Raw genomic sequence first — 13,618 nt, 5'->3', positions numbered from 1 at the left:
TAGTGGCCGATGGAATCAGACGAGGGGTTTAGGCTCGTGCTCTTCTTCCAGGGCTTTAGGTTGGTGCTCTACCACTTCTTCAACGGAACGCACGTTCTCGTCGACGACAGGGGCAGTGTGCTCAACCACGGCTTCGGTAACCGGAGCAGGAGCTGCTTCGACCACTTCAGCGACGGCTGGAGCTGCTTCGGCAGCAGCCTTGGCAGCAGCGGCAGCTGCTTCAGCTTCCTTGCGACGACGACGCACTTCACGCGGGTCGTTCGGCGCACGACCGTTTTCGGTCAGGGCGCTGACCGGAGCGGCTTCAACCACCGGAGCGGCGACTTCGGCAACCACGGGTGCTTCAACCACGGGTGCAGGCTCGGCAACAACGGCAACCGGTTCCGCGGCGACAACCACTTCAGCGACTGGCGCTGGAGCTTCTTCGACGACCGGAGCCGGTGCTGGAGCTTCGACTACTTCAGCCACTGGAGCTGGCTCGGCGGTCCACTGGAAGGCGGTCTGTTCTTCGCGAACTTCACGCACTTCAGGGGTTGGCTCGGCAACCGGTGCTTCAACAACCGCTTCAACCACTGGCTGTGGTTCAACCACAACCTCAGGTTCGGCAACCACTTCAGCGACAGGCTGAGGCTCGCGAACTTCACGAACGTGACGAACCGGCGCGACTTCCACTTCCGGAACAGCTGGCGCTTCGACCGGAGTCGTTGCTTCAACCACCGGGGTTTCGACGACTGGCGTCTCTACCACAGTGTTTTCCTGGATGGCAGCGGTAGCGGCTTCAGCTTGCTCGTTGGCTTGGGCTTCAGCAGGCGCGCTGATGACCGAGCTGGCAACCGCGGCGGTGACGGCCAGGCCGGCAGCCAGTTCGGCGCCAGTCGGTTCGCCGGTAGCGGCTGGGGTGGCTTCGCCGGTCTCTTCCGAGCCTTCGATTTCATTGCCGTTGGCGTCACGTTGACGCTCACGACGGTTGCTGCGACGACGCTGGCCACGGGAGCGGCGGCGTGGACGATCGCCTTCGGCGTTCTCCTGACCGTCTTCCTGTTGCTGATCTTCGTTGGACAGCAGCTCTTCTTCTTCACCGGCCACAGCAGCCTGCTCGGCACGTGGTTGACGCTCTTCACGAGGAGGGCGTGGCGCACGTTCTTCACGAGGCTGACGAGCTGGACGTTCTTCAGCAGTGGCAACGGTGGCGGCAGCAGCGGCTACAGCAGGAGCGGCGTCCAGCGGCTCACGCAATTCACGCACGCGTTCTTCACGCTCGCCACGTGGCTTGCGGTCTTCACGCGGGGCGCGTGGAGTGCGCGGTGCACGTTCTTCGCGCGGAGCACGCTCTTCACGGGCTACGACTGGCGTTTCTTCACGGGCTTCGCGCGGCTGGCGCTCTTCACGTGGGGCGCGTTCTTCGCGCGGTGCACGTTCTTCACGAGGCTTGCGCTCTTCGTCACGGCGACCGTTGCGATTGCGGCTCTGCTGACGACCGTTGCGACGCTCTTCGTTGCGTGCAGGGCGTTCAGTCACAGGCTTCTCGACCACAACCGGAGCAACCGGCTCTTCCTTGGTGGCGAACAGGCTGACCAGCGACTTCACCAGGCCCTTGAACAGGCTTGGCTCAGGCAGGGCAGCAGGCGCTGCAACCGGAGCAGCCGCTTCAACCGGAACCGGTGCGTTGGCACGGGCTGGCGCGGTCTTGACGGCGGCTTCCTGGCGAACCAGGGTGCGGGTCGCAGCGGCTGGCTGGACTTCTTCCACTTCGGCAGCGGCCGCAGCGATTTCGTAGCTGGACTGGTTGACGTGGGCTTCCGGGCTGTCATCACGCAGGCGCTGCACTTCGAAGTGCGGCGTTTCGAGATGATCGTTCGGCAGGATGACGATGCGGGCACGGGTGCGCAGTTCGATCTTGGTGATCGAGTTGCGTTTTTCGTTGAGCAGGAATGCAGCAACCGGGATCGGCACCTGGGCGCGCACTTCGGCAGTGCGGTCTTTCAGGGCTTCTTCTTCGATCAGGCGCAGGATCGCCAGCGACAGCGATTCAACGTCACGGATGATGCCGGTGCCGTTGCAACGCGGGCAGACGATGCCGCTGCTTTCGCCCAGGGATGGACGCAGGCGCTGACGGGACATTTCCAGCAGGCCGAAGCGCGAGATGCGGCCGACCTGTACGCGGGCACGGTCAGCTTCCAGGCATTCGCGGACTTTCTCTTCCACGGCGCGCTGGTTCTTGGCCGGGGTCATGTCGATGAAGTCGATCACGATCAGGCCGCCGATGTCACGCAGGCGCAGTTGGCGGGCGATTTCTTCAGCCGCTTCCAGGTTGGTCTGCAGGGCGGTTTCTTCGATGTCGCTACCCTTCGTGGCGCGCGCCGAGTTGATGTCGATGGACACCAGGGCTTCGGTCGGGTCGATCACGATGGAGCCGCCGGAAGGCAGTTCGACCACGCGCTGGAAAGCGGTCTCGATCTGGCTTTCGATCTGGAAACGGTTGAACAGCGGAACGCTGTCTTCGTACAGCTTGATCTTGCTGGCGTACTGCGGCATCACCTGGCGGATGAAGGTCAGGGCTTCGTCCTGGGCTTCAACGCTGTCGATCAGCACTTCGCCGATGTCCTGGCGCAGGTAATCGCGGATGGCGCGGATGATCACGTTGCTTTCCTGGTAGATCAGGAACGGCGCGGAACGATCCAGGGACGCTTCTTTGATAGCGGTCCACAGTTGCAGCAGGTAGTCGAGGTCCCACTGCATTTCTTCGCTGCTGCGGCCCAGGCCGGCAGTGCGCACGATCAGGCCCATGTCGGCCGGAGCGATCAAGCCGTTCAGCGCTTCACGCAGTTCGTTGCGCTCTTCGCCTTCGATGCGACGGGAGATACCGCCGGCACGCGGGTTGTTCGGCATCAGGACCAGATAGCGGCCAGCCAGGCTGATGAAGGTGGTCAGGGCCGCGCCCTTGTTGCCACGTTCTTCTTTTTCCACCTGAACGATGACTTCCTGGCCTTCGCTCAGGACGTCCTTGATGTTCACGCGGCCTTCAGGGGCTTTCTTGAAGTATTCGCGGGAGATTTCTTTGAGGGGCAGGAAGCCATGGCGCTCGGAGCCGAAATCGACAAAGGCAGCCTCAAGGCTTGGTTCGATACGAGTAATCCGGCCTTTATAGATGTTGGCCTTCTTTTGCTCGCGTGCACCGGACTCGATGTCCAGGTCGTAGAGGCGTTGGCCGTCTACCAGTGCAACACGCAACTCTTCGGGTTGAGTTGCGTTAATCAGCATTCTTTTCATGTTGTACCGTCGGTTTCCGGGCTGCCGGAAACGGCGTTCGGCACACACGACTTCTCACGGTCGGTGTCAGGTGCGTCAAGAGTGGTTGGCCACTCCAGTGTCCAGCAATACCCGCCAAAATGGGCGATATCGCGACGTACGCTTCCTGCTTGCTGTGGTGACTTAAGCACTCAGTCAGGAGGAGGAATCAACCGGCGACTGTGGACGAGATGAAGCGTCTAAATATAAGCCTAGTGCTACACGGTCCGACGGTTGTGCATCTCCACCCTACACGTATCCCTGATAATTCGGGTGCTGCCGCGCGCAGAATCCGCAGCGGGTTGGCATTTACCGCGTTCTCCAATGGGGAGAACACGCTCATGGCTAAACAAGACCGGGTGTGGGCGACTGTGCTCTCACTCAGCTCGTAACAGGCGTTGTTTCCGAAGCATTCGCCGTGGTCTGGCTCAAGACTGACTGCACTTTGTGAACTGGCCGTAAATATCGGCGCAAAAGGCGAGTAATCACTCTGCTTTTTGCACTCGCTTCAGGCCTCATGTCACCTGCGCTTGTTACAATCTCGAGCCTTCCAGGGTGGCGAAAGCCCCGTAGGACGGCCTCGCGTCCTGATGAATTGCGATGGTCAGGGCCGGCAGTTTGCCGCTAGTCCTCTGTCCAGGCCGCTTTTGGCGGCGTTCGCGACTATAGCAGCAATGATTAAGTGCTTCAATTCCATAAAAAATTGTTATCATCGCCGCCATGACGACTACCGCCCCCCAGACCCCCAGCGTCCAGCTGCTTGAGGTCTCGCCGGAATATGCCGGCCAACGCATCGACAACTTTCTTCTGGCCAGGCTCAAAGGCGTGCCCAAGACCTTGATTTACCGCATTTTGCGTAAAGGCGAAGTGCGCGTGAACAAAGGCCGGATCAAGCCCGAGTACAAACTGCAGGCGGGCGACATCGTCCGTGTGCCGCCAGTGCGGGTGCCTGAGCGGGATGAGCCCGTCCCTCTGGCCCAGGGCCTGTTGCAGCGCCTTGAGGCGTCGATTGTCTTCGAAGACAAGGCGTTGATCGTGATCAACAAGCCTTGTGGCATCGCCGTTCACGGCGGCAGCGGCCTGAACTACGGGGTGATCGAAGCCTTTCGTCAGTTGCGCCCGGACGCCAAGGAGCTGGAGCTGGTCCACCGTCTGGACCGCGACACCTCTGGCCTGCTGATGATCGCCAAGAAGCGCAGCATGTTGCGCCACCTGCATGCCGCCCTGCGCGGTGATGGCGTGGACAAGCGCTACATGGCGCTGGTGCGCGGCAACTGGGCAACCTCGATCAAGAGCGTCCGCGCGCCGTTGCAGAAGAGCAACCTGCGTTCCGGCGAACGCATGGTCGAGGTAGACGAGGAGGGCAAGGAGGCGCTGACCCTGTTCAAGGTGCTGCGCCGTTTCGGTGACTTCGCGACCATGGTCGAGGCCAAGCCGGTCACCGGCCGTACCCACCAGATTCGTGTGCACACCCTGCACGCAGGCCACTGCATCGCCGGCGATACCAAATACGGTGACGAGGATTTCTCCAAGGAAATTCGCGATCTGGGTGGCAAGCGCCTGTTTCTGCACGCCTACATGCTCACCGTGCCGCTGCCCGATGGCGGCGAATTGAAGCTTCAAGCGCCTGTCGATGAGATGTGGGCCAAGACCGTGGAGCGCCTGAGTGTCGCACCCTGACTACAAGCTGCTGATCTTTGATTGGGATGGCACGTTGTGCGACTCCATTGGTCGGATTGTCGAGTCGATGCACGCTGCGTCGACCCGTTCCGGTTACGCGTTGTGCGACGACCTGGCGGTCAAGGGCATTATCGGCCTGGGCTTGCCGGAAGCGATCCGCACCCTGTATCCGGAGATTGGCGACGAGGAGCTGATAGCCTTTCGTCAGCACTACGCCGATCACTATATGGCGCTCGATGCCCAGCCTTCGCCGCTGTTTGAGGGTGTGGCACAGGCCATGGAGGCGTTTCGCGCCGACGGCTATCACCTCGCAGTGGCGACCGGCAAGGCCCGTCGCGGCCTGGATCGGGTGCTCAAGGCCCATGGCTGGGAAGATTATTTCGACGCAACCCGTGCAGCGGATGAAACCGCCAGCAAACCCCATCCTCTGATGCTCGAACAGATCCTCGCTCAATGCGGTGTGTCGCCTCGGCAGGCGTTGATGGTGGGGGATGCGTCGTTCGACCTGATGATGGCGCGCAATGCTGGCATGGACTCCGTGGCGGTCAGCTACGGCGCCCAGTCTGCCGAAGCGTTGCAGGCGTACGAGCCGAGACTGACGATTGACCGTTTTTCTGAATTGCAGGCCTGGCTCAGCCGGGCCCATTAAGTCTCTGCTGGGGTAGATGGCATGACCGATGAGTGGAAAGCGCCTGAGAAGGCCGGTTCCGACAACAATGGCGATGACAAAAGCTGGAAGTTGCTGGAAAAAACCCTGCTGGCCAGTGTCCAGGAGCAGCGTCGCTCCCGGCGTTGGGGGATCTTTTTCAAGCTGCTGACCTTTATTTACCTGCTGGGCATGCTGGCGCTGTTCAGTCCGTTGATGGACATGGAAAAGAGCGCCACCCGAAGCGGTAACTACACGGCGTTGATCGAAGTGCGCGGAGTGATTGCCGACAAGGAGTCTGCGAGTGCCGACAATATTGTCAGCAGCCTGCGGGCCGCCTTCGAGGATTCCAAGGTCAAGGCCGTGATCCTGCGCATCAACAGCCCGGGCGGCAGTCCGGTGCAGTCGGGTTATGTGTATGACGAGATTCGTCGCCTGCGCGCGCTGCACCCGGACATCAAGCTCTATGCGGTGATCTCCGACCTGGGCGCCTCGGGCGCCTATTACATCGCCAGCGCCGCCGACCAGATCTACGCCGACAAGGCCAGCCTGGTGGGTTCCATTGGTGTGACGGCGGCGGGTTATGGGTTTGTCGGCACCATGGAGAAACTGGGGGTTGAGCGGCGTACGTACACGTCCGGCGAGCACAAGTCGTTCCTGGATCCGTTCCAGCCACAAAAGGCGGATGAAACCCAGTTCTGGCAGGGTGTGCTGGACACCACTCATCGGCAGTTCATCGCCAGCGTGAAGCAGGGGCGCGGTGACCGGCTCAAGGATAAAGAGCATCCGGAGCTGTTCTCCGGCCTGGTCTGGTCTGGTGAGCAGGCGCTGCCGTTGGGTCTGATCGACGGCCTGGGCAGTGCCAGTTCGGTGGCGCGGGACGTGGTTGGCGAGAAAGAGCTGGTGGACTTCACCGTTCAGGAATCGCCGTTTGACCGTTTCTCCAAGAAGCTGGGTGCCAGCGTGGCCGAGAAGCTGGCGCTGTACATGGGCTTCCAGGGCCCGACCCTGCGCTGAAGCCTTGAAAGCGGCTTGACTCAAAATGTGGGAGCTGGCTTGCCTGCGATAGCATCACCTCGGTGCGACTGATGCACCGAGGTGTCTGCATCGCAGGCGAGCCAGCTCCCACATTTGTTTTGGGGTGTTCTCAGGGAATCTGCACGCCTTCGGCCAGCAGCATGTCCACCAGCCTAATCAGTGGCAGGCCCACCAGGCTGGTCGCGTCCGGCCCTTCAGTGCTTTGAAACAGGCTCACCCCCAAACCCTCGGCCTTGAAGCTGCCAGCGCAGTCGTAGGGCTGTTCGATCCGCAAGTAGCGCTCGATGCGTGCCGCGTCCAGCGTGCGCATGTGCACGGTGAAGGGGATGCAGTCGACCTGGCAGTGCCCGGTGGCACTGTTCAGCAGTGCCAGGCCTGTGAGGAAGCTGACGCGCTTGCCGCTTGCCGCCAGCAGTTGCTCGCGGGCCTTCTCGAAGGTGTGGGGCTTGCCGATGATCTGGCCGTCGAGCGCGGCGACCTGGTCCGAGCCGATAATCAGGTGCCCCGGATGGCTGCCGGCCAGGGCGCGGGCCTTTTCTTCGGCGAGGCGCTTGACCAGTTCCACGGCGGACTCGTCCGGGCGGCGGCTTTCGTCGATATCCGGCGAGCTGCAGATGAACGGCAGGTGCAGGCGGTTCAACAATTCCCGGCGATAAACCGAGCTGGAAGCGAGTAATAAAGGCAGCATGGGCGTCTCCTCAAGGCAGTCGCGGATTCTAGCGGGGAGGTCCAGCGACGGACAGGGCTGAATTTCCTTTGACATGGCCGGGTGCATCCCTATAATGCTGCGCCTATGTTGAATGACCCGATTCCACCTCACGTTGACCCGCGCAAATTGGCTGATCGTGGCACCACCCTTCAAGGTGAGCTGCTCCTGGCCGATTTGGAGAGACTCTGCGACCCGCTTTCCGACACTGTCGGTACGGTGCAGGCTAAATTTATTTTTGAACGAGATGAACGTAAGTCTGTGGTAATCCACAGCTTTATCGACACCGAAGTCAAAATGGTTTGCCAGCGTTGTCTTGAGCTGGTCACCCTGCCGATCCACAGCGAATGCAGTTATGCTGTGGTGAAAGAGGGTGCGAATACCCAGTCGTTGCCGAAAGGTTATGACGTGCTGGAACTGGGCGAAGATCCTTTGGATCTGCAGTCACTGATCGAGGAGGAGCTTTTGCTCGCCTTGCCCATTGTGCCTGCTCATCATCCGGAAGAATGCCAGCAGCCGGCGGGTCTCGATGAGCCCGAACCGAGCGAGGACGAGGTAACGCGGTCCAACCCGTTCAGTGTATTGGCGCAGTTAAAGCGTGACCCAAACGTTTAGGAGTTAATCAATTATGGCTGTTCAGCAGAACAAAAAATCCCGCTCTGCCCGTGACATGCGTCGTTCGCACGACGCCCTGACGGCAAGCACTCTGTCTGTAGAAAAAACCACCGGTGAAGTTCACCTGCGTCACCACGTATCGCCAGAAGGCGTATACCGTGGCCGTAAAGTGATCGACAAGGGCGCTGACGAGTAATCACTTGTCTGCTCAAGTCATCGCGATTGACGCAATGGGCGGGGACTTCGGTCCCCGCAGCATTGTTCAGGCCTGCATTGCTTGCCTGTCTGCCACGCCCTCGCTGCACCTGACCCTCGTCGGTCAACCCTCCTTACTTGAAGAACTGATTGCCAGCCATCCGGCGGTGGATCGCGCGCGCCTGACTATTACACCGGCCAGCGAAACCATCACCATGGATGAAAAGCCTGCGCAGGCCTTGCGTGGCAAGCCTGATTCTTCGATGCGGGTGGCCCTGGAGCTGGTGCGCGACGGCAAGGCCCAGGCCTGTGTCAGCGCCGGCAATACTGGGGCGTTGATGGCGTTGTCGCGGCACGTGCTGAAGACTCTGCCGGGCATTGACCGGCCGGCGATGGTTGCGGCGATCCCGACCCAGCAAGGTTATTGCCAGTTGCTGGACCTGGGGGCGAACGTCGATTGCAGTGCCGAGCATCTGTTGCACTTTGCGCTGATGGGCTCGGTGGCGGCCGAAGCGCTGGGCGTGGCCCGGCCTCGGGTGGCATTGCTGAATATCGGCACCGAAGACATCAAGGGCAATCAGCAGGTCAAGCTGGCGGCGACGCTGCTGCAAGGCGCGCGAGGCTTGAACTACATCGGTTTTGTCGAGGGTGACGGTTTGTATCGCGGTGAAGCGGATGTGGTGGTGTGCGACGGTTTTGTCGGCAATATCCTGCTCAAGTCCAGCGAGGGGCTGGCGACGATGATCGCCGGGCGCATCGAGGCCTTGTTCAAGCGCAACCTTGCTTCACGCCTGGTGGGCGCCCTGGCGCTGCCCTTGATGCGGCGGTTGCAGGCTGACCTGGCACCGGCGCGGCATAATGGCGCAAGTTTCCTGGGTTTGCAGGGCATCGTGGTCAAAAGCCACGGTTCGGCGGGGGTGCAGGGTTTTCAAAGTGCAATCCAGCGGGCCTTGATCGAGATCCAGGAAAACCTGCCGCAACGTTTGCATGGGCGCCTTGAGGATCTGTTGCCTTAGGCGAATCGGGCCGGAAATGCTTAAATGTGACCGGCCAGTTCAATTGACCATCCAATCTGTCAGTTTCTCGCGCTCCCACATGTGGGGCGCCAATTTCCGACGACCAGATCATTAGGGGCTTGTTACATGTCTACATCCCTCGCATTCGTCTTTCCAGGGCAGGGTTCGCAGTCCCTCGGCATGTTGGCCGAGCTGGGCGCGGAACATCCGCTGGTCCTGGAAACTTTCAAGGAAGCTTCCGATGCCTTGGGTTACGACCTGTGGGCACTGACCCAGCAAGGGCCGGAAGAGCTGCTCAACCAAACCGACAAGACCCAACCGGCCATCCTGACCGCCTCCATCGCCCTGTGGCGCCTCTGGCTGGCTGAAGGCGGTGCGCGTCCGGTCTACGTCGCCGGTCATAGCCTGGGCGAATACAGCGCCCTGGTGGCTGCTGGCAGCCTGACCCTCGGTGAAGCGGTCAAGCTGGTGGAGCGTCGTGGCCAGTTGATGCAGGAAGCGGTTCCAGCCGGGCAGGGCGGCATGGCTGCCATTCTCGGCCTGGAAGATGCTGACGTGATCGCCGCCTGTGCCGAAGCGGCCCAGGGCGAAGTGGTCAGCGCCGTCAACTTCAACTCCCCCGGCCAGGTGGTGATCGCCGGTGCCAAGGCCGCCGTAGAGCGCGCCATCGAAGGCTGCAAGGCCCGTGGTGCCAAGCGTGCATTGCCGCTGCCGGTCAGCGTGCCGTCCCACTGTGAGCTGATGCGCCCGGCTGCCGAGCGTTTCGCCGAGTCCGTCGCCGCCATTAACTGGCAGGCGCCACAGATTCCATTGGTGCAGAACGTGAGTGCCGCCGTGGCTCCCGACCTGGATACCCTCAAGCGCGACCTGCTGGAGCAACTGTACAAGCCGGTCCGCTGGGTTGAGTCGGTGCAGACCCTGGCTGCCAACGGCGCCACCCAATTGGTAGAGTGCGGCCCCGGCAAAGTCCTGGCCGGCCTGAACAAGCGTTGCGCCGAAGGCGTGTCGACTTCCAACCTCAATACCCCGGATGCCTTCGCTGCCGCTCGCGCAGCCCTGGCCTGATAATTTCCGAACCTAGGAGAAGCCTGCATGAGTCTGCAAGGTAAAGTTGCACTGGTTACCGGCGCAAGCCGTGGCATTGGCCAGGCGATCGCCCTGGAGCTGGGCCGTCTGGGCGCTGTCGTCATCGGTACCGCCACCTCCGCCGCCGGCGCTGAGCGTATTGCCGCGACCTTGAAGGAAAACGGCGTTCAGGGCACCGGTCTTGAGCTTAACGTGACCAGCGATGAGTCCGTGGCGGCTGTATTGGCTGAAATCACGGCGCAATTCGGTGCACCGGCTATTCTGGTGAACAACGCCGGTATTACCCGTGACAACCTGGTGATGCGCATGAAAGACGACGAGTGGCATGACGTCGTTGATACCAACCTGAACAGTCTGTTTCGCCTGTCCAAGGGGTTTTGCGCGGCATGACCAAGGCCCGTTGGGGACGAATTATCAATATTGGCTCCGTAGTGGGTGCCATGGGCAACGCAGGCCAAGTAAACTACGCAGCCGCCAAGGCCGGTCTGGAAGGTTTCAGCCGTGCACTGGCGCGTGAAGTGGGCTCGCGGTCGATTACGGTCAACTCGGTGGCCCCAGGGTTCATCGACACCGATATGACCCGCGAACTGCCTGAAGCGCAGCGTGAAGCGTTGCTGACGCAGATTCCGCTGGGCCGTCTGGGCCAGGCTCAAGAGATCGCGAATGTGGTCGCTTTCCTGGCATCCGACGGTGCGGCATACGTGACTGGGGCTACAATCCCGGTGAACGGCGGGATGTACATGAGTTAAATTGTGACGGATCGCTTCAAAAAAATGTCATACGAGCTGTCTAAAATCCGTTATAAAGCTGCAATCTATTTATAGGCAGATGGCCGATAGGGTACGAGGGTGAAGCTTTCAGTTGAAAAGCTGAAAAGCCTTTCTATACACTTACCCACTGGCCAGCTGCCTGAATTTGTCCATTAGGAGTGAAAACAAGGTATGAGCACCATCGAAGAGCGCGTCAAGAAAATCGTTGCTGAGCAACTGGGCGTTAAAGAAGAAGAAGTGACCAACACTGCTTCCTTCGTTGAAGACCTGGGTGCCGACTCCCTTGACACCGTTGAGCTGGTGATGGCTCTGGAAGAGGAATTCGAGACCGAAATCCCGGACGAAGAAGCTGAAAAAATCACTACCGTTCAAGCTGCTATCGACTACGTTACTAGCCACCAGGCGTAATAGTTTGTAATCGTCGCTTGCTGTGATGGAAAAACCGCACTGCCCTATGGCGTGCGGTTTTTTCCTTTAAGCCTGATGCAAAGTGTCGTCATTAGAAAAAGGAGAGTGCTGTGTCGCGTAGACGCGTCGTAGTCACCGGTATGGGTATGTTGTCGCCACTGGGTACGGATGTGCCGAGCAGTTGGCAGGGCATTCTGGCTGGCCGCAGTGGTATTGGTCTGATCGAACACACGGACCTTTCTGCCTATTCCACCCGTTTTGGCGGCTCGGTAAAGGACTTCAATGTCGAGGAATATCTCTCGGTCAAAGAGTCCCGCAAACTCGACCTGTTCATTCAATACGGCCTGGCAGCCGGTTTTCAGGCGGTGCGTAATGCCGGCCTGGAAGTTACCGACGCCAACCGTGAGCGCATCGGCGTGGCCATGGGTTCGGGTATTGGCGGTCTGACCAATATCGAAGAAACCAGCCGCACGTTGCATGATTCCGGCCCCCGTCGAATTTCACCGTTCTTCGTGCCTGGCTCGATCATCAATATGATTTCCGGTTTCCTGTCCATCCACTTGGGTGCCCAGGGGCCTAACTACGCCATTTCCACGGCGTGCACCACGGGCACTCACTGCATCGGCATGGCGGCGCGCAATATCGCCTATGACGAAGCCGACGTGATGATCGCCGGCGGCGCCGAGATGGCCGCCTGTGGCCTGGGCATGGGCGGCTTCGGCGCGTCCCGTGCACTGTCGACCCGCAATGACGAGCCGACCCGTGCCAGCCGTCCGTGGGACAAGGGCCGTGATGGCTTTGTGCTGGCTGACGGCGCCGGTGCACTGGTCCTCGAAGAGCTGGAACACGCGAAGGCCCGTGGCGCTACCATCTACGCCGAGCTGATTGGCTTCGGCATGAGCGGTGATGCGTACCACATGACTTCGCCACCGTCTGACGGTGCAGGTGCTGCACGCTGCATCACCAACGCGTTGCGTGATGCCAAGGTCAACATCGACCAGGTGCAGTACATCAACGCCCACGGCACTTCTACGCCGACGGGTGATCTGGCGGAAGCCGAGGCCATCAAGTCGGTGTTCGGAGAGCACGCCTACAAGCTGGCGGTCAGCTCCACCAAGTCCATGACCGGCCACCTGTTGGGTGCGGCGGGCGCGGTCGAGGCGATCTTCAGTGTGCTGGCCATCAAGGATCAGGTCGCTCCGCCGACCATCAACCTCGATGAGCCGGATGCAGGCTGCGACCTGAACTTCGTGCCTCACGAAGCGCAGAAGATGTCGATCGACGTGGTGTTGTCCAACTCGTTCGGTTTTGGTGGCACCAACGGTTCCCTGGTGTTCCGCCGGTTCGCCGAGTGATGGAAAGCTGGGTCGACGGTCAGCCGGCGGGCGCAGTGCCCCTGAAAGACCGTGGCCTGGCATACGGTGATGGGCTGTTCGAGACCATTGCCGTCAAGGCCGGGCAGCCCGTGCTGCTCGACCGCCACCTGCAGCGCCTTGAAGAGGGTTGCAGGCGGTTGGCGATTGTTGCGGATCAGCCGTTGATTCGCAGCGAATTGCTGGCCTATGCCGCCGCCCTCGGTGACGGTGTACTCAAGTTGATCCTGACCCGTGGCGACAGCCAGCGCGGTTATGGCATCAGCGCTGGCGCTCCCGCGCGGCGCATTCTGCAAGGCAGCCCGCCTGCCACTTATCCCCCGGAACATGCAGCTTCAGGCATTCGCCTGTTTGCGTGTACCACCCGTTTGTCCGAGCAGCCCTTGCTCGCCGGCCTCAAGCACCTCAATCGCCTGGAACAGGTGTTCGCCCGCAACGAGTGGCAGGACGCCGATCACGCCGAAGGTTTGATGCTGGATATGTCCGGTCGAGTCGTCGAAGGCGTCTTCAGCAACCTGTTTCTGGTGCGTGACGGCGTGTTGCTGACCGCTGATCTGAGTCGCTGCGGTGTCGCCGGCGTCATGCGGGCCGAGGTGTTGGCCCAGGCGCAGGTGTTGGGCATCCCCACCAGCGTGGCCGACATCAGCGTTGAACAGCTGCAACAGGCCGACGAAGTCTTTGTGTGCAACAGCGTATATGGCATTTGGCCGGTGCGCGGATGTGCTGCGATGAGCTGGCCGGTTGGGCCGCTCACCCGTAAACTGCAGGGCATTGTTCGCGCACTATTGGATATTTGA

Annotated in this window: 12 protein-coding genes and 1 pseudogene; 11 read left to right on the top strand and 2 right to left on the bottom strand. The window is 60.7% G+C overall.

Annotated features, from left to right (window positions below; translation table 11 throughout):
* Positions 1-15: 15 nt before the first annotated feature.
* Entirely contained in the window at positions 16-3,270 is a 3,255-nt protein-coding gene (rne, locus tag JFV30_RS20870) for a ribonuclease E (RefSeq protein WP_446739864.1), read from the bottom strand.
* A gap of 738 nt (positions 3,271-4,008) precedes the next feature.
* Between rne and rluC the strand changes: the two genes are divergently transcribed.
* The 3 genes from rluC to JFV30_RS20855 are packed head-to-tail and all read left to right on the top strand — an operon-like array spanning position 4,009 to position 6,631.
* Positions 4,009-4,968, top strand: a complete 960-nt coding sequence (gene rluC, locus JFV30_RS20865; protein WP_004371325.1) for a 23S rRNA pseudouridine(955/2504/2580) synthase RluC — start codon at positions 4,009-4,011, stop codon at positions 4,966-4,968.
* Positions 4,955-5,617, top strand: coding sequence for an HAD-IA family hydrolase (locus JFV30_RS20860; RefSeq protein WP_201125077.1), 663 nt, complete (start codon positions 4,955-4,957; stop codon positions 5,615-5,617). The genes rluC and JFV30_RS20860 overlap by 14 nt, the downstream gene beginning before the upstream one ends.
* Before the next feature lie 21 nt (positions 5,618-5,638).
* Positions 5,639-6,631 carry a S49 family peptidase gene (locus JFV30_RS20855; RefSeq protein ID WP_201125076.1) on the top strand — a complete coding sequence of 331 codons (993 nt, stop codon included), beginning with the start codon at positions 5,639-5,641 and terminating at the stop codon, positions 6,629-6,631.
* A 130-nt stretch (positions 6,632-6,761) separates the two neighbouring features.
* On the opposite strand, the gene JFV30_RS20850 is transcribed toward JFV30_RS20855, so the two are convergent.
* Positions 6,762-7,340, bottom strand: coding sequence for a Maf family protein (locus JFV30_RS20850; RefSeq protein WP_201125075.1), 579 nt, complete (start codon positions 7,338-7,340; stop codon positions 6,762-6,764).
* Positions 7,341-7,445: 105 nt separating this feature from the next.
* On the opposite strand from JFV30_RS20850, the gene JFV30_RS20845 reads away from it, so the two are divergent.
* The 8 genes and pseudogenes from JFV30_RS20845 (at position 7,446) to pabC (ending at position 13,618) form a co-directional block, all read left to right on the top strand.
* Positions 7,446-7,973, top strand: a complete 528-nt coding sequence (locus tag JFV30_RS20845; RefSeq protein ID WP_010165880.1) for a YceD family protein — start codon at positions 7,446-7,448, stop codon at positions 7,971-7,973.
* Positions 7,974-7,986: 13 nt separating this feature from the next.
* Entirely contained in the window at positions 7,987-8,169 is a 183-nt protein-coding gene (gene rpmF, locus JFV30_RS20840) for a 50S ribosomal protein L32 (RefSeq protein WP_004371305.1), read from the top strand.
* A gap of 4 nt (positions 8,170-8,173) precedes the next feature.
* Entirely contained in the window at positions 8,174-9,184 is a 1,011-nt protein-coding gene (gene plsX / locus JFV30_RS20835; protein WP_081480041.1) for a phosphate acyltransferase PlsX, read from the top strand.
* Positions 9,185-9,310: 126 nt separating this feature from the next.
* Positions 9,311-10,249 (top strand): ACP S-malonyltransferase, encoded by a 939-nt coding sequence (gene fabD, locus JFV30_RS20830; RefSeq protein ID WP_201125074.1) that lies wholly within the window; start codon positions 9,311-9,313, stop codon positions 10,247-10,249.
* Between the two features lie 27 nt (positions 10,250-10,276).
* Positions 10,277-11,019 (top strand): annotated as a pseudogene (gene fabG / locus JFV30_RS20825) (3-oxoacyl-ACP reductase FabG).
* A gap of 192 nt (positions 11,020-11,211) precedes the next feature.
* Complete coding sequence (gene acpP / locus JFV30_RS20820; protein WP_010165887.1) at positions 11,212-11,448, top strand: acyl carrier protein; 237 nt, start codon at positions 11,212-11,214, stop codon at positions 11,446-11,448.
* Positions 11,449-11,558: 110 nt separating this feature from the next.
* The gene (gene fabF, locus JFV30_RS20815) at positions 11,559-12,803 is read left to right on the top strand and encodes a beta-ketoacyl-ACP synthase II (RefSeq protein WP_201125073.1); all 1,245 of its coding nucleotides are present in this window, start codon (positions 11,559-11,561) and stop codon (positions 12,801-12,803) included.
* Entirely contained in the window at positions 12,803-13,618 is an 816-nt protein-coding gene (pabC, locus tag JFV30_RS20810; protein WP_201125072.1) for an aminodeoxychorismate lyase, read from the top strand. The genes fabF and pabC overlap by 1 nt, the downstream gene beginning before the upstream one ends.

The organism is Pseudomonas sp. TH32, assembly GCF_016650855.1.
Lineage (GTDB): Bacteria > Pseudomonadota > Gammaproteobacteria > Pseudomonadales > Pseudomonadaceae > Aquipseudomonas.
Note: the sequence above shows the minus strand (reverse complement) of the source record. Positions and strands in the feature narration are given on the sequence as shown.